The organism is Nocardia higoensis NBRC 100133, assembly GCF_000308595.1.
GTDB classification, from domain to species: domain Bacteria; phylum Actinomycetota; class Actinomycetes; order Mycobacteriales; family Mycobacteriaceae; genus Nocardia; species Nocardia higoensis.
Genome location: NZ_BAGA01000044.1, coordinates 10,826 through 29,365 on the forward strand (window position 1 = coordinate 10,826; position 18,540 = coordinate 29,365).

Below are 18,540 nucleotides of genomic sequence, written 5' to 3' on the forward strand. Positions count from 1 at the left end.
CGCCGGATAATTCTCCGCTAACGTCGCTGGGGCCACCAATCCCTCACCACGACCGGAGAACCGCCATGGCAACCGAGACGCGGCCCAGCGGCCCGGGTCGCATCGACAGCTACTTCGGCGTCACCGAGAACGGATCGAACTACCGCCGCGAGATCATGGCGGGCACGATCACCTTCCTGGCGATGTCCTACATCCTGGCCGTCAACCCGAGTGTCCTCGGCGACCAGGGAGCGCTGGGCGAGCAGGGCATCCCGATGCAGGCGGTGTTCACCGCGACCGCGGTGGCGGCGGTGTTCGGCACACTGGTGATGGGCCTGTGGGCCCGGTATCCGATCGCGCTCGCGCCGGGTATGGGTCTCAACGCGTTCTTCGCGTTCTCGGTGGTGCTGGGGATGGGCATTCCCTGGCAGGTCGCGCTGTCGGGCACGTTCCTGTCCGGCGTCATCTTCTTCGTGCTCGCCGTCACCAAGGTGCGCGAGCGGATCCTCGACGCGATTCCGTTGCAGCTCAAGCTCGCCGTCGGCGCGGGCATCGGCCTGTTCGTGGCGTTCCTCGGGTTCAAGAACGCCGGCATCGTGGTGGCCAGCGACGCCACCTTCGTCAAGCTGGGCGATTTCACCGAGCCGCGCACGATGCTGGCCCTGTTCGGTCTGCTGGTTACGGTGATCTTCCTGGTCAAGGGCTGGCACGGCGCGGTCCTCTACGGCATCGTGCTGACCGCGCTGCTCGGCGTCGTGACCGGACTGGTGGATCTACCCGACGGCGTGTTCGCCCTGCCGCGCGGTCTGGAGGACACCTTCGGTCAGGCGATCATCCATCTGCCCGATGCCTTCACCGGGCAGATGGCGATCGTGATCCTCACGATGTTGTTCGTCGACTTCTTCGACGCTTCCGGCACCCTGATCGGTGTGGCCAAGCAGGCCGGGCTGCTGACGACCGAAGGCAAGCTGCCGCGCGCGATGCAGGCCTTCGCCGCCGATTCGGTGGGCACGGCCGCCGGTGCGGTCATCGGCACCTCGACGACCACCGCCTATGTGGAGTCCACGGCCGGTGTCAGCTCGGGCGGGCGCACCGGACTGACCGCCGTGACCACCGCGGGATGGTTTCTGGTGGCGATGTTCTGCTACCCGATCTTCACGGTGGTGGCGAGCGCGGGGGAGGTGACCGCGCCCGCCCTCATCGTGGTCGGCGTACTGATGGCCCGCTCGCTCGGCGAGATCGAGTGGCACGAATTCGAGTTCGCGATCCCGGCGTTCATCACCGTGGTGATCATGCCGCTGACCTATTCGATCGCCAACGGTCTGGCGCTGGGCATGATCTTCTATCCGATCGTGATGACCGCCCGTGGCCGGTTCCGGGAAGTGCACCCGGTGATGTGGGGCCTGCTGGTGATCTTCCTCGGCTACTTCTTCTTCCTAGCGGAGTGAGGCGCCGCTCGCCCGCGTCACGGACTCGGTGGACTCACCGAGTCTCGGCGGGGCCGAGCGGTAGGTCGCCGGCGTCGCGCTCAGTTTGATCGGATTGGCGATCTGCCGGATCGGCGCGTCCCGGCGGGGATCGTCGATCGTCACCACCGGATCCAGCCCGAGCCGTTGCGCGAACGCCACGGCCCCGGCGATGTCGTTGACCGGGCCGGACGGCACCCGGGCCGCGGACAGCGCGTCGGCCCAGGCGTCGGCGGTGTCCTTCGCCAGCAGGTCGTCGAGGATCTTTTTCAGTTCCTCGCGATGGGCGACTCGGGAGGTGTTGGTGGCGAACCGCGCGTCACCGGCGAGTTCCGGTGCCCCGAGCACCTCGGTCAGCGACGCGAACTGCCGGTCGTTGCCCACCGCCAGGATCAGCGGCCGGTCGGCGGCCTGGAACACCTCGTAGGGCGCGATGCTCGGGTGCCGGTTGCCCATCGCCACCGGTACCACCCCGGCGCCGACATAGGCCGAGGATTGGTTGGCCAGTGCGGACAGCAGCGACGAGAGCAGGTCCACCTCGACCCGCTGCCCCTCGCCGGTGCGGTCGCGATGGCGCAGCGCCGCGAGGATGCCGAGGGCGGCATGCATGCCGGTGATGATGTCGACCATGGCGACCCCGACCTTGGTGGGCGTCTGCGGGTCCGGCCCGGTGATGCTCATCAGACCGCCGACCGCCTGGATCAGTAGGTCGTAGCCGGGCAGCACGTTGTCGCGGCCGAATCCGGTGATCGAGCAGTACACGACATCGGGATTGATCTCGCGTACCTGCTCGTAGCCGAGGCCGAGCCGGTCGAGGGCGCCCGGCAGGAAGTTCTCGACCACCACGTCGGCGCGGGCCGCGAGGGCGCGCGCGGCGTCGAGATCACCGGGATCGGACAGGTCGAGCGCGGCGGACTGCTTGTTGCGGTTCACCCCGAGGAAATAGGTGGATTCCTCGCCGACCCAGGGCGGTCCCCAGTGCCGGGTGTCGTCGCCGGCGCCGGGACGTTCGATCTTGACGACCTCGGCGCCGAGGTCGGCGAGCAGCATCGTGGCGTAGGGGCCGGCGAGCACGCGACCGAAGTCGGCGATCACCAGCCCGTCGAGGGCGCCTGTCACCGGAAGGCCGCCTGGCCGGTCAGTGCCTTGCCGATGGAGAGCTGGTGCATCTCCGAGGTGCCCTCGTAGGTCAGCACGGACTCGAGGTTGTTGGCGTGCCGGATGACCGGGTACTCGAGGGTGATGCCGTTGGCGCCCAGGATGGTCCGGCATTCCCGGGCGATGGCGATGGCCTCGCGCACGCTGTTGAGCTTGCCGGTGCTGATCTGCTCCGGGGTGATCTCGTGGCGGTCCTTGATGCGGCCGAGATGGTAGGCCAGCAGGTGGCCCTTGCCGAGTTCCAGCGCCATGTCGGCCAGCTTGGCCTGGGTCAGCTGGTAGGAGGCCAGCGGCTTGTCGAACACCTCGCGGGACTGCGCGTAGTCGATCGCGGTCTCCAGGCAGTCGCGGGCGGCGCCGAGCGCGCCGAAGGCGATGCCGAAACGGGCTTCGTTCAGCGCGGTGAGCGGGCCGCGCAGACCCTTGGCCTTCGGCAGCATCGCCGAGGCGGGCAGGCGCACCCCGTCGAGCACCAGTTCGGAGGTCACCGAGGCGCGCAGCGACAGCTTCGCGTGGATCTCGGGGGCCGAGAAGCCGGGGGTGTCGGTCGGGACGACGAAGCCGCGCACGCCGTCTTCGGTCTGCGCCCACACCACGGCCACATCGGCGATCGAGCCGTTGGTGATCCACATCTTGGTGCCGTTGAGGATCCAGTCGTCACCGTCGCGCTTGGCGTGGGTGCGCATGCCGGACGGATTGGAGCCGAAGTCGGGCTCGGTCAGGCCGAAGCAGCCGATGGCCGTGCCCGCGGCCATCCGCGGCAGCCACTCCTGCTTCTGCTCCTCGCTGCCCCAGTGGTGGATGGAGAACATCGCCAGCGAACCCTGCACGGAGACGAGGCTGCGGATACCCGAGTCGATGGCCTCGAGCTCGAGGCAGGCCAGACCGTAGGCGGTCGCGCTCATGCCCGCGCAGTCGTAGCCCTCCAGGTGCATGCCCAGCACGCCCAGTCCGCCCAGTTCCACGGCGAGCTCACGGGCGGGCAGCTGCGCCTTCTCGAACCACTCGGCGATGTGCGGGCGGATCCGCTCCTCGCCGAACTTGCGCACGGTGTCGCGGATGGCGATCTCCTCGGGCTCGAGCAGCGAGTCGAGGGCGAACAGCTGGGTCAGGGTCTGGGGCTTGGACACGATTCCTCCGGGTGCGGCAGCAAGGTCGTCGATAATCGAGAACGTTTGCAATAACGATTGCGAGAACGTTTGCGTGCAGTAGGGTATGGCTTGATCGCCACTTCGTCAAATGCCGTTTACCCGTCGACTGCCTCGACGAACAGCCCAGAAGGACCAGCCGGAACATGCCTCGACCCTCGCGGGCGCCGACCCTCAAGGAAATCGCCGAACGGGCGGGTGTGCACATCTCCACCGCTTCCCGGGTGCTGCGTCAACCGGAGCCGGTGGACGGTTGGTCCGCGTCGGCGCTGCGGGTGCGCGAGGTCGCCGCCGAACTCGGCTACCAGCCCAATCTGTGGGCGGCCAGCCTGCGCACCCGCAAGACGACGACCCTCGGTGTGGTCATGCCGCGCTTGACCGACGGCGTCGTCGCCACGACCTATCAGGGCATCGAGGAGGCGGCCACCCGCGCCGGATACTCGGTGCTGCTGTCCAGCCCGCCCGACGATCCGGAGGCCCAGCGCCGTGCGATCGAGTTGCTCTCCGGCAGGCAGGTGGACGGCCTGCTGCTCAGCAGTCTGCACGCGCCGGGGCGGCCCTTCGTCGAGTCGCTCGCGGTGGGCCCGCTGCCGATACTGACCGTCACCCGCCATGCCGATGCCGGGCTGCCGTTCGTCGGTGGTGACGATCGGCACGGTGGCGCGCTGGCGGCACGTCATCTCGTCGACCGCGGATATCGGGACCTCGCGGTGATCGCGGGTCCCGGCCATGCGACCACCGCCCGCGATCGCGTCGAGGGATTCGTCGGCGCGCTGGCCGAGGCGTCGATCACGCTGCCGCCGAACAGGATCGTGCCCTCGACCTTCGACGTGGCCGGCGGCGTCGCGGCGGGCCGGGAACTGCTGGACCGGCCGGATCGGCCACGGGCGATCTTCGCTGTCACCGACACCATCGCCGTCGGCGTGCTCGGCGTGGCCAGGGATCTGGGCTTGGCCGTGCCCGGCGACATCGCGCTGGTCGGCTACAACGACATCCCGATCGTGGCGCAGTTGCCGGTGCCGCTGACCACGGTGCGCTCGCCCGCGCGCGATATCGGCGTCACGGCGGTGCGTGTGGTGCTGGAACTGCTGCAGGGCAAGCAGGTCGAGTCGGTGCGGCTACCGGTCGAATTGGTGGTGCGGGGGAGCAGCTGATTCCTCTCGAGTGGTCCCCGCGCCGCGTGCAGGGCTTGGCGCGGGGACCGGATACGCCGGTGGGGGAATTGGGGTTTCCACCGCTGTATCGGTGCTCAATGTAGTTTCGAACAGAACTAGCGTGGTCGGTTTGTGTGCCGGATCATAACGAGGCGGCCTCGGTTGTGAGGCGGCGCAACGCCTTTGCCACGACCTCCGGATCGGCGGTCTCCCAATACGGCGGCAGGGTGGCTCGCAGATAGCCGCCGTAGCGAGCGGTGGCCAGGCGGGAATCGAGGACCGCGATCACGCCGCGATCGTCGACACTGCGCAGCAGCCGGCCGGTGCCCTGGGCGAGCAGCAGGGCCGCATGGTTGGCGGCGACCGCGAGAAAGCCGTTGCCGCCGCGAGATTCGACCGCGCGCTGCCGGGCCGCCAGCAGCGGATCGTCCGGGCGGGGGAACGGAATGCGGTCCAGGATCACCAGACTCAGCGAAGGGCCGGGCACGTCGACGCCCTGCCACAGCGACAGAGTGCCGAACAGCGAGGTCTCCGGGTCGTCGGCGAACTTGCGCACCAGCGCGCCGGTCGAGTCGTCGCCCTGGCACAGCACCGGGGTGCTCAACCGCTGGCGCATGGCCTCGGCGGCGGCCTTCGCCGCGCGCATCGAGGAGAACAGTCCGAGCGTGCGACCGCCCGCGGCGTCGATCAGCCGCTCGATCTCGTCGAGATAGGCGGGCGGCAGGCCGTCCCGACCGGGCGGTGGAAGATGTTTGGCGACATAGAGAATGCCCGACTTCGCGTGATCGAACGGCGAGCCGACGTCGAGGCCGTCCCAGTGGACCGGTCCGGAGTCCGACGGGGCGGTCGCGCCGTTGGCGGTGGCCGGATCGACCTTGTCGCCGGACTGCGCGGGCAGCCCCCAGGTGACCGCGAGGCTGTCGAAGGAGCCGCCGATCTGCAGGGTCGCCGAGGTCAGCACGACGGTCGAGGCGCCGAACAGCCGCGAGCGCAGCAATCCGCCGACCGACAGCGGCGCCATGCGCAGCGTCTTGCGCGCCACCCCGGTCTTGGACTCCTCCGCGGACAGCCAGACGACATCGCGGCGGGCGGCCGGGTCGGGCTCGTCGAAGGAGGTCAGCGCGCGCACCGCGGCGTCGTGCACCTCTTCGACGGCGGCCACGGCGAAGGTGCGGGCCGCGGCGCTGTCCGGATCGCCCTGCGCCTGCGTGCCGCCCGGCGGCGCGAGTTCGGTGCGGGCGTTCCACGCGGCGTCGCGCACCAGCGCCAGGGTCTGGGCCGCGCCCTCGGGGAGCCGGTCCCAGCGGGCGGGCGGCAGTTCGTCGAGCAACTCGTGCCAGGCTTCGGCCGCGCCCTCGAGCCGGTCGACTTCGCGGTCGTCGACGAGTTTCGCGCAGCGGCGGGCGGCGGCGCTGATCCCGGCCGCCGACAGCTCGGCGGTGGCCACGCCGGTGACCCGGTCGACCAGTTCGTGTGCCTCGTCGATGACGACGACATCGTGTTCGGGCAGGATCTGGATGCCGCTGATGGCGTCGATGGCCAGCAGCGCGTGATTGGTGACCACCACATCGGCCTGCGCGCCCTCGGCGCGGGCCCGCTCGGCGTAGCAGTCCTGGCCGAACTGGCAGCGCGATTTGCCCAGGCACTCCCGCGAGGACACGCTGACCTGCCGCCACGCCCGATCGCTGACGCCGGGGGCGAGATCGTCCCGGTCGCCGGTCTCGGTGTCGGAGGCCCATTCGTTGAGGCGCTGCACCTCGCGGCCGAGCCGGGAGATGGCGAAGGCGTCGAAGAGTTCGGCCTCGGCGGGCTCCTCGGGAATCACGCTGTTGATCTTGTTGAGGCACAGATAGTTGTTGCGGCCCTTCAGGATCGCGAAGCGCGCCGGGCGGCCGAGCGGCTTCGCCAGCGCCTCGGACAGCCGCGGCAGGTCGCGATCGACCAGCTGGCGTTGCAGCGCGATGGTCGCGGTGGAGACCACCACGGTGCGGCCGGTGCGGACCGCGTGGCGCAGGCTGGGCACCAGGTAGGCCAGCGACTTACCGGTGCCGGTGCCCGCCTGCACGGCCAGATGCCGCTTGGTGTCGATGGCGTGGTCGACGGCCGAGGCCATCGACACCTGCCCGGAACGCTCCTTACCTCCGAGCGCGCGCACAGCGGTGGTCAGCAGTTCCGAGGTGGGAGGCAGTTCGGGCACGCGAGCAGCCTACTGCCCGGCACCGACACCGACCGGCCGTCTCGCCGGACACCGGTGCCGACCGCGCTGTCCCGGCCCGCGCCCTCGTGCCCCGTCGAGGCGCTAGCGGCTGCCCGGCACCGCCCCGTCGAGTTCCACCCCGGCCGCGCGCAGTTCGGCCAGCGCGCGATCCACGGTTTCCGGGGCGACGCCCGCGGTCAGGTCGAGCAGTACCCGGGTCCCGAATCCGGCCGCCCGGGCGTCCAGTGCGGTGGCGCGCACGCAGTGGTCGGTGGCGATGCCGACCACGTCCACCGCCTCGATGTCACGGGCGCGCAGCCAGTCGGTGAGCGAGCTGCCGTCCGCGGCCGCGCCCTCGAAACCCGAATAGGCGGCGGCGTATTCGCCCTTGGAGAAGATTTCCTGGACCGGGGTGGTGTCCAGGTCGGGGTGGAACCGCGCGCCCGGCGTGCCCACCCGGCAGTGCGGCGGCCAGCTGTCGATGTAATCGGGCGTCTCGGAGAAGTGCGCGCCCGGATCGATGTGGTGGTCGCGGGTGGCCACCACCGCGGCGTACTCGCGCCCGGCGAGGTGTTCGTTGATCCGCCCGGCCACGGCCGCGCCGCCGGCGACCGCCAGTGAGCCGCCCTCGCAGAAGTCGTTCTGCACGTCGACGATGATGAGCGCCCGGTTCATGCACCGAGATTACCCGCGCCGGTCGGGACCGTCTCGCGCATCATTCGGCGTGCGGCCGAGGCGAACTCGTGAGCCGGGGGCTCAGCCGACGAAGGTCGTCGGGATGGCGGGCTCGCCCTCGGAGAGTTTGAGTCCCTCCCACGGCAGGCTCACCAGGCCGCGCCGGACCAGCTCGCGGCTGTCCTCCAGCGTCGGCAGCCCGGGCACGGCGTCGCCGCCGCGCACCAGTGGGACGAGCAGTTCGCGCGCCCGGAACTCGCCGCCCGAGGGCGCCTCGGCGCAAGCGGGGTAGACCAGCTCCTCGACGATCGTCCCCGACTCCTTCGCCAGTCGCAGCGCCCGCTTGATCCCGCCGCGCGATTCCTTGTGACTGCTGCGCTTGACGACCGGCACACCCTCGACTTCGACGAGCTTGTAGACCATGCCCGCGGTCGGCGCGCCGGAGCCGGTCACCAGGGAGGTTCCCACGCCGTAGCTGTCGACCGGTTCGGCCCGCAGTGCCGCGATCGCGTATTCGTCCAGATCGCCGGAGACCACGATGCGGGTGTTGTGCGCGCCGAGCGCGTCGAGCTGGGCGCGCACCTGCCCGGCCAGCACGCCGAGATCGCCCGAGTCGATGCGCACGCCGCCCAATTCCGGACCGGCCACCCGGATCGCGGTGGCCACGCCCTCGGTGATGTCGAAGGTGTCCACCAGCAGGGTCGTGCCCACCCCGAGCGTGGCGATCTGACCGCGGAAGGCCGCCGCCTCGTGCGCGCCGTCGGGCCCGCTGTGCAGCAGGGTGAAGGCGTGCGCGCTGGTCCCGGCGCCCGGCACGCCGTACCGGCGCACCGCCTCCAGGTTCGAGGTGGCGTCGAAGCCGGCCAGGTAGGCCGCGCGCGCGGCCGACGGCGCGGCCCACTCGTGCGTGCGCCGCGAACCCATCTCGATCATCCGCCTGCCGCTCGCGGCCGAGACCATCCTGGCCGCGGCGGAGGCGATCGCGCTGTCGTGGTTGATGATCGACAGGATCAGCGTCTCCAGCAGGACGCATTCAGCGAAGCTGCCGCGCACCGACAGGATCGGCGAGCCGGGGAAATACAGCTCGCCCTCGGCGTAGCCGTCGATGTCGCCGGTGAAGCGGTAGTCGCGCAGCCAGTTCAGGGTCCGTTCGTCGAGCACCGGCGCGACCACGGCGAGCTCTTCCTCGCCGAAGCGGAACTGCCGCAGAGCGTCGAGCAGCCTGCCCGTGCCGGCGACCACGCCGTAGCGCCGGCCGTGCGGCAGCCGCCGCGCGAACACCTCGAACCCGCATCGGCGCTGCGCCGAACCGTCGGTGAGCGCCGCGGCGAGCATCGTGAGTTCGTACTGATCGGTCAGCAGCGCGGTGCTCGCGGCCTGGTCACGGGAATACACTCCGTCACTGTAGACAGCGGGCCGCGGAACGGTCCCGGTCGCGCTCGGGCACGGCGAGCGGGGTGTTGAGGTTCGTCCGGCGAGTCGTACCCTTGACGGCATGGGCTTGTGCAATTCGTACCCGGCGCCGGCAACCCTGTCAGCGGCACAGGCAACCCTGCAAGCGGCGCAGGCGACCCCGGAGGCGGTGGAATACACCGAGATCCTGGAGGCCGAGGATCGTCCGTGGGTGACCGTGGTCTGGGACGATCCGGTCAATCTGATGCACTACGTGACCTATATCTTCCAGAAGCTGTTCGGCTACAGCAAGGCCAAGGCGACCGAGCTGATGCTGCAGGTGCACAACGAGGGCAAGGCCGTCGTCTCCAGCGGTTCCCGCGACAAGATGGAACACGATGTCCGCAGGCTGCACGCCGCCGGACTGTGGGCCACCATGCAGCGCGACGATTGAGGTCGGCGACGCTCGAGCTGCGCGGCGATCGGGGTTGCGGAGAAGGACCGCGATTGCGACTACCCTGACGCTGGTGCGTGATGGGACGGACGACCGTGCGTAAGTGGACCAGGAAGAACTCGCTGGGCGGGCTCAAGCTGCGCGCCGAAATGGACCCGCACGAGGCCGAAGTGCTGCGTTCGCTGGTGGGCGCGGTCGCCGGTCTGCTCACCGAACGGGCGCAGTCGGCCCCCGAGGACGAACTCAGCGCGCTCACCGGTATGCGCACCGGCAACAGCACGCCCCCCGACGATCCGCGCCTGGCCAGGCTGCTGCCCGAGTTCCATCGACCCGAGCCGGGTTCACCGGATGCCGATCGCGCCGGGCTCAACAGCGCGTTGCGCGCCCTGCACGAGCCGGAGATCATCGACAGCAAACTGGCCGCGGGTTCGGTCGTGCTCGAGACCGTGCCCGTGCACGGCGGCAAGATCGTGCTGACCCCGGAACAGGCCGACGCCTGGCTCAGCGCGCTCACCGACGTCCGGCTGGCCCTCGGCACGGTCCTCGGCATCGACGCCGACACTCCCGAGCAATTCGATCCGGACGATCCGCGCGCGCCGCACCTGGACGTCTACCACTGGCTGACCTGGATGCAGGACAGCCTGCTGCAGGCGCTGGCCCACTGACCGCGCAGCCCCGCTAGCGCGGTGTCGATCCGTGCGAATCGAGGAGGACTCGTTGACGGCCGGAACCGGCGCTCGTGACGCCCTCACCGATGTGGCCGGCCTGCTGGTCGGCCACCACCATGTGCTCGATTCCGACGCCGCGCTCGGCTCCGGCGCGGCCACCGGCTGCACGGTGGTGCGTATCCCCGGCGGCGCGGTCGCGGCGGTGGACGTGCGCGGCGGCGGCCCCGGCACCAGGGAGACCGACCTGCTCGACCCGGCCAACACCGTCACGCGGGTGGACGCGCTGCTGCTCACCGGCGGCAGCGCCTACGGACTCGCCGCGGCCGACGGGGTGATGCGCCTGCTCGAGGAGAACGGCGAGGGCATCCCGATGGACCCGGCCGATCCGAGCCGGGTGGTGCCCATCGTGCCGGGCGCGGTGATCTTCGATCTGCCCGTGGGGGATTGGCACATCCGGCCGACCGCGGAGTTCGGTTACCGGGCCGCCGGGGACGCCGCCGCCGATTTCGCCCGCGGCTCGGTGGGCGCAGGCGTCGGCGCGCGGGCGGGTTCGATCAAGGGCGGTATCGGCACGGCGAGTGTGGTGCTCGGCGACGGTCTCGCCGCGGGCATGACGGTGTCGGCTCTGATCGTGGCCAACCCGGTGGGCTCGGTGTTCGATCCGCGCACCGGACTGCCCTGGGGTGTGGGCACCGACGGCCCGGGGTGGTTCGGTCTGCGCCCGCCCTCTCCGGAACGGCTGGCCGAGGCCAACGCGCTGCCGGTCAAGGGCACCGTCCTCAATACCACCATCGGCGTGGTCGCCACCGACGCCGCACTCGGCACCACCGCCTGCCGCCGGCTCGCCACCACCGCGCACGACGGGCTCGCCCGCGCGATCCGGCCCGCGCACTCCCCGCTCGACGGCGACACCCTCTTCGCCGTCGCGACGGGCGCGGTGCCGCTTCCGGTCGTCCCGTTGCCCGCCGCCTTCCCGCCCGAGCTGCTCGTGCTCGACGCCCTCTGCACGGCCGCCGCGGTGTGCGTGGAACGCGCCGTCGTGGACGCCGTACTCAGCGCGACCGCGGTCGCGGGCATCCCTGCCTACCGCGATCTCTTCCCGTTCTGACCCTGCGGCGGCGGGCTCCGCACCGTCACCGGGCTGTGAGCCGCGACGTCGCCGTGCCGCGAGCGCTCGGTGGCCCGACGCCGCGGGTGCGCGGTCGCCACCACGCGGCCGATCGCGACACCGGGGTCCGGCACCGGGCCGCCCACCGGGAATACGCACCTATCCTGGCTGGTTGACGGCAGAGACCCGGGCAGGCGTGCGGAAGGCGTGAGACAGGTGCTGGTGATCACATCCGAGCTGGTGGAAGCGATGGTGGCCCATGCCCGCGCCGACCACCCGGACGAGGCCTGCGGCATCATCGCCGGACCGGAGGGCTCCGACCGCCCCGAGCGCTTCGTCGCCATGACCAATGCCGAGCGCTCGCCCACCTTCTACCGCTTCGACTCCGGTGAGCAGCTGAAGGTCTGGCGGGCGATGGACGACGCCGACGAGGAGCCGGTCGTCATCTACCACTCGCACACCGCCACCGAGGCGTACCCGAGCCGCACCGACATCGCCTACGCGTCCGAGCCGAACGCGCACTACGTGCTCATCTCGACCCGTGATCCCGAGGAGCACGAACTGCGCAGCTACCGGATACTCGACGGCGTCGTCACCGAGGAACCGGTCCGCGTCGTCGACGCCTACGACACCGTCTGAGCGCCCACCGGGCGCCTGCGCGGCCCGAGCAGAAATTCAGCCCCGATCGAGCGACATCAGGAGTGTTCATGTCGGTAACCGTGTCCATCCCGACCATCATGCGCGGCCTCACCGGCGGCGAGAAGCGGGTGCAGGCCGAGGGGGACACCCTCTCCGCGCTCATCGCCGACCTCGACGCCAACCATCCCGGGCTGGCGGAGCGGCTGCTCAAGGACGGCAAGCTGAACCGCTTCGTCAACATCTATGTCGACGACGAGGACGTCCGCTTCGCCGGGGGACTCGAGGCCGAGGTGCCCGAGGGCGCGAGCGTCACCATCCTGCCCGCGGTCGCGGGCGGCGCACCGACCGATCGCTGATCCGACGTGGCGCGCTACGAATCGCTGATCGCGACGCTCGGCAACACTCCGCTGGTCGGCCTGCGCACGCTCTCCCCGCAGTGGGAGGGCGAACAGCACGTGCGGCTGTGGGCCAAGCTGGAGGACCGCAACCCCACCGGCTCCATCAAGGACCGGCCCGCCCTGCGCATGATCGAGCAGGCCGAGGCCGACGGCACGCTGCGCCCCGGGTGCACCATCCTCGAACCGACCAGCGGCAACACCGGGATCTCGCTGGCGATGGCCGCGAAACTCAAGGGTTACCAACTGGTTTGCGTGATGCCCGAGAACACCTCGGTGGAACGGCGTCAGCTGCTCACCATGTACGGCGCGCGCATCATCGATTCGCCCGCGGCGGGCGGGTCGAACGAGGCGGTGGCGGTGGCCAAACGGATCGCCGCGGAGAACCCCGACTGGGTCATGCTCTACCAGTACGGCAACCCGGCCAACGCCCAGGCGCACTACGACACCACCGGCCCCGAACTGCTCGCCGACCTGCCGGAGATCACCCATTTCGTGGCCGGGCTCGGCACCACCGGCACGCTCATGGGCACCGGTCGGTTCCTGCGCGAGAAGGTGCCCGGCATCGAGATCGTGGCGGCCGAGCCGCGCTACGGCGAACTGGTCTACGGCCTGCGCAACATCGACGAGGGGTTCATTCCCGAGCTCTACGACGAGACCGTACTGAGTTCGCGGTTCTCCGTCGGTCCCTACGACGCGGTCAAGCGCACCCGCGAACTCGTCGCCGAGGAGGGGATCTTCGCGGGCATCTCCACCGGGGCGATCCTGCACGCCGCGCTCGGCGTGGGACGCAAGGCGCTGAAGGCGGGCAAGCGCGCCGATATCGCCTTCGTGGTGGCCGACGCGGGGTGGAAGTACCTGTCGACCGGCGCCTACGACGGCACCCTGGAAGAAGCCGAGGGCAGGCTCGAGGGCCAGCTCTGGGCCTGAACCCCGGCCGCGACGACCCCGTCGCCGGTCGTGGCTTCGGTAGGCTCGAGGCAGGAATCGAGAGTCGCCGTGCGCCAGGAGGTCGGCCATGTCCGGAGGTTCGGGCCTCGGCCCGTCGTTCGATCCGCAGCGATTCGCGCCGCCGCGTCCCGGACAGCCGGGACCGGACCGGGCGCCCGCCTCCGGTTTCACGGCGGTACGCCGGCTGTGGCTGCAGGCCGGCGCGCTGATCTCCGGCTTCGTGCTCATGCTCTGGGCGATCGAGGGCATCGACGCCCTCGACGCCCGCGACTACGACCAGGCGGGCATCCAGCCGCGCGAAGCCGACGGGCTGTGGGGCATCCTCTGGGCGCCGCTGCTGCACCACGGGTGGAACCACCTGATCAGCAATACCGTGCCGGTGCTCGTGCTCGGCTTCCTCGTACTGGCCGCCGGCATCGGGCGTGGTCTGGTGGCGACCGCGATCATCTGGGTGGTCGCGGGTGTGGGCACCTGGCTGACCGGCGCCGAGGGCACCGTCCACATCGGCGCCTCCGCGCTGGTCTTCGGCTGGCTCACCTTCCTGATCCTGCGCGGCTGGTTCGCGCGCAACGCCTGGCAGATCGTGCTCGGGCTGGTGGTGCTCGTCTTCTACGGCTCGCTGCTGTGGGGCGTGCTGCCCGGCCAGGACGGGATCTCTTGGCAGGGACATCTTTTCGGCGCCATCGGCGGCGTGGTCGCGGCCTGGGCGCCGCACACCCGGCAACGCGCCGTCGCGCAGCGCACCCCGCCGCCCGCCCGATTCTGAGCCGTTGCGCGACAGCGGGATTCGCCGCCCGCGCATGGCGGCCGCCCCGGCTGGGTACCCTCGGGAGATGGACGACGAAGTTCGTGGCAGTTTCGAGCGGGAGCCCGCAGCACCACTCCGCGCACGGGTGGGCCGCCGGAGAATTCGGGGGATCGTTTCGTGAGCGGTGTTTCGTCGTGGCAGCATGAGGGCATGCGCCTTACCGTCCTCGGGTGCTCGGGCAGCGTGTCCGGCCCGGACTCCCCAGCGTCGGGGTACCTGCTGACCGGTCCGGATATGAAGCCGGTCGTCATCGATTTCGGACCGGGCGTGCTCGGCGCGCTCCAGCGCCACGTCGATCCGGGTGAAGCCGACATCTTCCTGACCCACCTGCACGCCGACCACTGTCTGGACCTGCCCGGTCTGCTGGTGTGGCGTCGCTACCATCCCACTCCGCCGGTCGGGCGCGCCATCGTGCGCGGCCCCTCCGACGCGCCGCTGCGCATCGGCAACGCCTCGGCCGAGGTCGGCGGCGAATGCGACGACTGGTCCGATGTGATCGACCATCGGGCCTGGCAGGAAGGCGAGGCCGTCGAGTTCGGTCCCGGCCACATCGTCACCGCGCGCCGGATGTTCCATCCGCCGGAGTCCTACGGGCTGCGGATCGTCACCAACGCCGGGCGCACCTTCGTCTACACCGGCGACACCGCCATGTGCGATGCGGTGCAGGAACTGGCCCAGGGCGCGGACGTGCTGATGGCCGAGGCCTCCTGGACCCACGATCCGGCCAACCGCCCGCCCGGCATCCATCTCTCCGGCACCGAGGCCGGGCAGATCGCCGCGCGTGCCGGGGTCAAGGAACTGCTGCTCACCCACATCCCGCCGTGGACCTCCCGCGAGGACGTGATCGCCGAAGCCAAGGCCGAGTTCACCGGTCCGGTGCACGCGGTGGCCCCGGGCGAGAGCTTCGAGATCTGAGCGGACACCCGGTCTTCGGGCGGACGCCGTCGTCTAGGCTGGCCCCGTGTCGAGACGAGCCGATGGCAGGGCGGACGATGAGCTCCGCGAGGTCCGGATCACCCGGGGATTCACCACCCACCCCGCGGGTTCGGTGCTGGTGGAGTTCGGGCAGACCAGAGTGATGTGCACGGCCAGCGTGACCGAGGGGGTGCCGCCGTGGCGGCGCGACTCCGGGTTGGGCTGGCTCACCGCCGAATACGCGATGTTGCCCGCCGCCACCCACACCCGCTCGGGCCGGGAATCGGTGAAGGGCAAGATCGGCGGCCGCACCCAGGAGATCAGCAGGCTGGTCGGGCGCTCGCTGCGCGCCTGCATCGACCTGGCCGCGATCGGCGAGAACACCATCGCCATCGACTGCGATGTGCTGCAGGCCGACGGCGGCACCAGGACCGCCGCCATCACCGGCGCCTATGTCGCGCTCTCGGACGCGATCACCTGGCTGGGCGCCCGGGGCGCGCTGGCCGACCCGCAGCCGATCTCGTGCGCCATCGCCGCGGTGAGCGTCGGCGTGGTGGACGGCCGGGTCCGCCTCGACCTGCCCTACGAGGAGGACTCGCGGGCCGAGGTGGATATGAACGTCGTGGCCACCGACACCGGGACCCTGGTGGAGATCCAGGGCACCGGCGAGGGCGCCACCTTCCCCCGCTCCACCCTCGACAAGATGCTCGACTCGGCGCTGGCCGGCTGCGAGCGGTTGTTCGTCGTGCAGAAAGAGGCGCTGGCGCTGCCGTACCCGGGCACCCTGCCCGAGCCCGTCGAGCCGTCGTCGAAGAAGAAGTGATGAGCGCGCGCGTCCTGGTCGCCAGCCGCAATGCCAAGAAGCTGGCCGAACTGCGCCGTATCCTCGCCGACGCGGGGGTGGCGGGCGTGGAGATCGTCGGACTCGACGACGTGCCCGCCTACGACGAGGCGCCCGAGACCGGCGCGACCTTCGAGGAGAACGCGCTGGCCAAGGCGCGCGACGGCGCCGCCGCCACCGGATTGCCCTGTGTCGCCGACGATTCCGGCCTCGAGGTGGACGCGCTCAACGGCATGCCCGGCGTGCTGTCGGCCCGGTGGTCGGGCGCCCACGGTGACGACGCGGCCAACAACGCGCTGCTGCTGGCCCAGTTGGGCGATGTCCCCGACGAGCGGCGCGGCGCGCGCTTCGTGTCCACCTGCGCGCTGGTCGTGCCCGGCGGGGAGGAGATCGTGGTGCGCGGCGAGTGGCCGGGCACGATCGGCCGGAAGCCGTCGGGCGAGGGAGGTTTCGGCTACGACCCGCTGTTCCTGCCCGAGGGCGGTACCGGCTCGGCCGCGCAGCTCACCCCCGCCGAGAAGGATGCGGCCTCGCACCGGGGGCGGGCCCTGCGGCAATTGCTGCCCGCCCTGGCGGCGCTCGCGGACTGAGCCCCGCGGCGCCGATGGGGCGAGCGAGCGCGGTGGTGCCGGGTGGGTATCAGACGCCGAAGTCGCGTTTGACCTGCGTCGCGTTCTTGTGCTCGACGAAGAACGACAGCAGCGGGATGGTGCCCGCCAGCAGCGTGCCGACGGTGCGCCCGATCGGCCAGCGGACCTTCTGCGCGAGGTCGGTGGTGAGGATCAGGTAGACGAAGTACACCCAGCCGTGCACGATCGCGATCCAGGTCGGCGGGTTCGCGTCGAACCCGTACTTGGCGATCATCTCACCGACGAGCAGCAGCAGCCACAGACCGGTGAACCAGGCGAGGACCCGGTAGCGCAGCAGCGCGCCCTTGATCTTGGCGCGCTTGGCCGGGTCCGCCGTGGCGGCCGGGGTCGCCGGTTTCTCGACGGAGACGGTCTCGTTGTCGCCGGCGTTCACCCAGCGCTCCTCTCGCTCGTGCCCGCGCCGAGATCGGTGCGGACCGCTTTCTCGACGTGGGCGGCATGCAGTTGTGCCAGGTATCGGTTGTATTCGGTCAGCGCCGGGTCGGTCGAGCGGGCCGCCTTGGGCCGCTCGGGCAGGATGCCGGCCGGGATCTCGCGCGGCAGCTCCTGCTTGCGACGACGGCGCGCCTTCGCCGCGCCCGGCTCGGCCGGGCGCGCGGGCTCGGCGGCGTCCGGCTGCGTGACCTCCGCCGCCGTGACGCCCGGCTCGGCCGCTTCCGCTCCCGCCTCGCGCTCGCCGGCGTCGCGCTCGAGCCGGACGAACCGGATATAGGCGAACACCACGAAGCCGGCGAACAGCGGCCACTGCAGGGCGTAGCCGAGATTCTGCGCGGTCCCCGCGGCCGATTCGTACCGCTCCCACTGCCACCAGGCCAGTGCCAGGCAGGCCGCGAACGCTACGACGACCAGCGCGATCAGGGCGGGCCGGTTGTAGGCGGAGCGGGACGGAGGAACGGACACGCCTACCACGGTACCTGTCTACTACGTGGTGCGTAGGAGCAGGTCGGTGCCGGAATCGGGGCTCAGAACCGGTAGGTGACGCCGGTCATGCGCTCGGATTCGGTCCACAGCGCGAGTTGCAGTTCCCGGTTCTTGGACAGTTTGGTCGACGGGCACGGGACCACCGGGCCCTGGCTGCCGAACAGCCGGTTGGGTCCCCAGTAGATATCGGGGTCGGCGTCGGGCATCGTCGCGGCGAACAGCGTCGAGTGCGCGGCCTTGGCGGGGGAGTGGCCCACGATCCGCATGGCCGGGCGCAGAACGTGATCCAGCGGGGTCTCGGTGCGGGCGAACAGTTCGGTGGCCGAGACGCCGGGATGCACCGCGTAGGAGCGCACCTTCGAATCCGCCGCGGCGAGACGGCGCTGGAGTTCCCGCGCGAACATCAGGTTGGCCAGCTTGGACTGCGAGTAGGCGAGATTGCGGAAGTAGCGGCGGTTCTCGTAGTTGAGGTCGTCGATGCGCAGCTTCGGGGTCTGGCGGTGCGCGATGCTCGACAGCGTGACGACCCGGTCGCGAATACGGTCGAGCAGCAGGCCGGTGAGGGCGAAGTGGCCGAGGTGGTTGACGCCGAACTGGGTTTCGAAGCCGTCCACGGTGCGGGTGAACGGGATGTACATCAGGCCCGCGTTGTTCACCAGCACATCGAACTCTCCGCTGCTCTCGGCGAACGCGCGCACCGAGGCCAGGTCCGCCAAATCCAACGGCAGCACGCGGACGTCGCCGGGAATCGAGGCGGCGACCGGCTCGGCCTTGGCGACATTGCGGCAGGCCATCACGACCGTCGCGCCTTTGGCCGCCAGCGCTCGGGTCGTCTCGGCCCCCAGGCCGCCGTTCGCGCCGGTGATCACGAACGTCCGGCCGCTCTGATCGGGAATCTGCTTCGGGTTCCACGCCATGAGAGGACCTTACTGTGAGGTAAGTTCGCGGGGAAGCGGAATGGCTCGCCCCTCGAGATGGGGGCCGCCGAAACCGGGAGGCCGCCGGGGCGTCTTCGCTACCG

The 18,540-nt window shown here is 70.7% G+C and carries 20 protein-coding genes; 12 read left to right on the top strand and 8 right to left on the bottom strand.

The annotated features are described in order from the left end of the window. Nucleotides 1-65: 65 nt before the first annotated feature. Nucleotides 66-1,427, top strand: a complete 1,362-nt coding sequence (locus ON26_RS05125) for an NCS2 family permease (protein WP_040794811.1) — start codon at nucleotides 66-68, stop codon at nucleotides 1,425-1,427. Here ON26_RS05125 and ON26_RS05130 read toward each other — a convergent pair. Beyond that, entirely contained in the window at nucleotides 1,416-2,564 is a 1,149-nt protein-coding gene (locus tag ON26_RS05130; RefSeq protein ID WP_040794812.1) for a CaiB/BaiF CoA transferase family protein, read from the bottom strand. The genes ON26_RS05125 and ON26_RS05130 overlap by 12 nt on opposite strands. Continuing rightward, entirely contained in the window at nucleotides 2,561-3,733 is a 1,173-nt protein-coding gene (locus tag ON26_RS05135; RefSeq protein WP_040794813.1) for an acyl-CoA dehydrogenase family protein, read from the bottom strand. Before ON26_RS05135 ends, ON26_RS05130 begins: the two co-directional genes overlap by 4 nt. Nucleotides 3,734-3,897: 164 nt before the next feature. On the opposite strand from ON26_RS05135, the gene ON26_RS05140 reads away from it, so the two are divergent. Next, the gene (locus ON26_RS05140; protein WP_040794814.1) at nucleotides 3,898-4,905 is read left to right on the top strand and encodes a LacI family DNA-binding transcriptional regulator; all 1,008 of its coding nucleotides are present in this window, start codon (nucleotides 3,898-3,900) and stop codon (nucleotides 4,903-4,905) included. A gap of 142 nt (nucleotides 4,906-5,047) precedes the next feature. Here ON26_RS05140 and ON26_RS05145 read toward each other — a convergent pair whose 3' ends face one another. From ON26_RS05145 to ON26_RS05155, 3 genes are all read right to left on the bottom strand, one after another. Then, nucleotides 5,048-7,102: an ATP-dependent DNA helicase gene (locus tag ON26_RS05145; protein ID WP_040794815.1), complete on the bottom strand. Its 2,055-nt coding sequence runs from the start codon at nucleotides 7,100-7,102 to the stop codon at nucleotides 5,048-5,050. A 102-nt stretch (nucleotides 7,103-7,204) separates the two neighbouring features. Next, a complete protein-coding gene (locus ON26_RS05150) occupies nucleotides 7,205-7,777 on the bottom strand; it encodes an isochorismatase family protein (RefSeq protein WP_040794816.1) in 573 nt (190 codons plus the stop codon). Nucleotides 7,778-7,858: 81 nt separating this feature from the next. After that, complete coding sequence (locus ON26_RS05155) at nucleotides 7,859-9,172, bottom strand: nicotinate phosphoribosyltransferase (RefSeq protein WP_040794817.1); 1,314 nt, start codon at nucleotides 9,170-9,172, stop codon at nucleotides 7,859-7,861. Between the two features lie 100 nt (nucleotides 9,173-9,272). Between ON26_RS05155 and clpS the strand changes: the two genes are divergently transcribed. From clpS to rdgB, 10 genes are all read left to right on the top strand, one after another. Then, nucleotides 9,273-9,623 (top strand): ATP-dependent Clp protease adapter ClpS, encoded by a 351-nt coding sequence (gene clpS, locus ON26_RS05160; RefSeq protein WP_040794818.1) that lies wholly within the window; start codon nucleotides 9,273-9,275, stop codon nucleotides 9,621-9,623. Between the two features lie 95 nt (nucleotides 9,624-9,718). Next, the gene (aosR, locus tag ON26_RS05165) at nucleotides 9,719-10,288 is read left to right on the top strand and encodes an oxidative stress transcriptional regulator AosR (protein WP_040794850.1); all 570 of its coding nucleotides are present in this window, start codon (nucleotides 9,719-9,721) and stop codon (nucleotides 10,286-10,288) included. A 52-nt stretch (nucleotides 10,289-10,340) separates the two neighbouring features. Further along, entirely contained in the window at nucleotides 10,341-11,399 is a 1,059-nt protein-coding gene (locus tag ON26_RS05170; RefSeq protein WP_040794851.1) for a P1 family peptidase, read from the top strand. Between the two features lie 216 nt (nucleotides 11,400-11,615). Next, entirely contained in the window at nucleotides 11,616-12,038 is a 423-nt protein-coding gene (locus tag ON26_RS05175; RefSeq protein WP_040794819.1) for a M67 family metallopeptidase, read from the top strand. A 68-nt stretch (nucleotides 12,039-12,106) separates the two neighbouring features. After that, nucleotides 12,107-12,394 carry a MoaD/ThiS family protein gene (locus ON26_RS05180; RefSeq protein ID WP_040794852.1) on the top strand — a complete coding sequence of 96 codons (288 nt, stop codon included), beginning with the start codon at nucleotides 12,107-12,109 and terminating at the stop codon, nucleotides 12,392-12,394. 6 nt (nucleotides 12,395-12,400) lie between these two features. After that, nucleotides 12,401-13,363 (top strand): PLP-dependent cysteine synthase family protein, encoded by a 963-nt coding sequence (locus ON26_RS05185; RefSeq protein ID WP_040794820.1) that lies wholly within the window; start codon nucleotides 12,401-12,403, stop codon nucleotides 13,361-13,363. Between the two features lie 88 nt (nucleotides 13,364-13,451). After that, complete coding sequence (locus ON26_RS05190) at nucleotides 13,452-14,150, top strand: rhomboid family intramembrane serine protease (protein ID WP_083883741.1); 699 nt, start codon at nucleotides 13,452-13,454, stop codon at nucleotides 14,148-14,150. Nucleotides 14,151-14,342: 192 nt separating this feature from the next. Next, on the top strand, nucleotides 14,343-15,107 hold the full coding sequence (locus ON26_RS05195) for a cyclic nucleotide-degrading phosphodiesterase (RefSeq protein WP_083883742.1): 765 nt from the start codon (nucleotides 14,343-14,345) through the stop codon (nucleotides 15,105-15,107). Between the two features lie 46 nt (nucleotides 15,108-15,153). Continuing rightward, nucleotides 15,154-15,930 carry a ribonuclease PH gene (gene rph / locus ON26_RS05200; RefSeq protein ID WP_040794822.1) on the top strand — a complete coding sequence of 259 codons (777 nt, stop codon included), beginning with the start codon at nucleotides 15,154-15,156 and terminating at the stop codon, nucleotides 15,928-15,930. Next, a complete protein-coding gene (gene rdgB, locus ON26_RS05205) occupies nucleotides 15,930-16,538 on the top strand; it encodes an RdgB/HAM1 family non-canonical purine NTP pyrophosphatase (RefSeq protein ID WP_040794823.1) in 609 nt (202 codons plus the stop codon). Before rph ends, rdgB begins: the two co-directional genes overlap by 1 nt. Nucleotides 16,539-16,587: 49 nt before the next feature. Here the strand turns inward: rdgB and ON26_RS05210 are convergent, their stop codons facing one another. The 3 genes from ON26_RS05210 to ON26_RS05220 all read right to left on the bottom strand — a co-directional run bounded on the left by ON26_RS05210 (nucleotide 16,588) and on the right by ON26_RS05220 (nucleotide 18,436). Beyond that, nucleotides 16,588-16,887 carry a DUF3817 domain-containing protein gene (locus ON26_RS05210; protein WP_245545733.1) on the bottom strand — a complete coding sequence of 100 codons (300 nt, stop codon included), beginning with the start codon at nucleotides 16,885-16,887 and terminating at the stop codon, nucleotides 16,588-16,590. Between the two features lie 80 nt (nucleotides 16,888-16,967). Then, nucleotides 16,968-17,498, bottom strand: coding sequence for a transcriptional regulator (locus ON26_RS05215; protein WP_051026713.1), 531 nt, complete (start codon nucleotides 17,496-17,498; stop codon nucleotides 16,968-16,970). Nucleotides 17,499-17,560: 62 nt separating this feature from the next. After that, the gene (locus ON26_RS05220) at nucleotides 17,561-18,436 is read right to left on the bottom strand and encodes an oxidoreductase (RefSeq protein WP_040794826.1); all 876 of its coding nucleotides are present in this window, start codon (nucleotides 18,434-18,436) and stop codon (nucleotides 17,561-17,563) included. Between the last annotated feature and the right edge of the window lie 104 nt (nucleotides 18,437-18,540).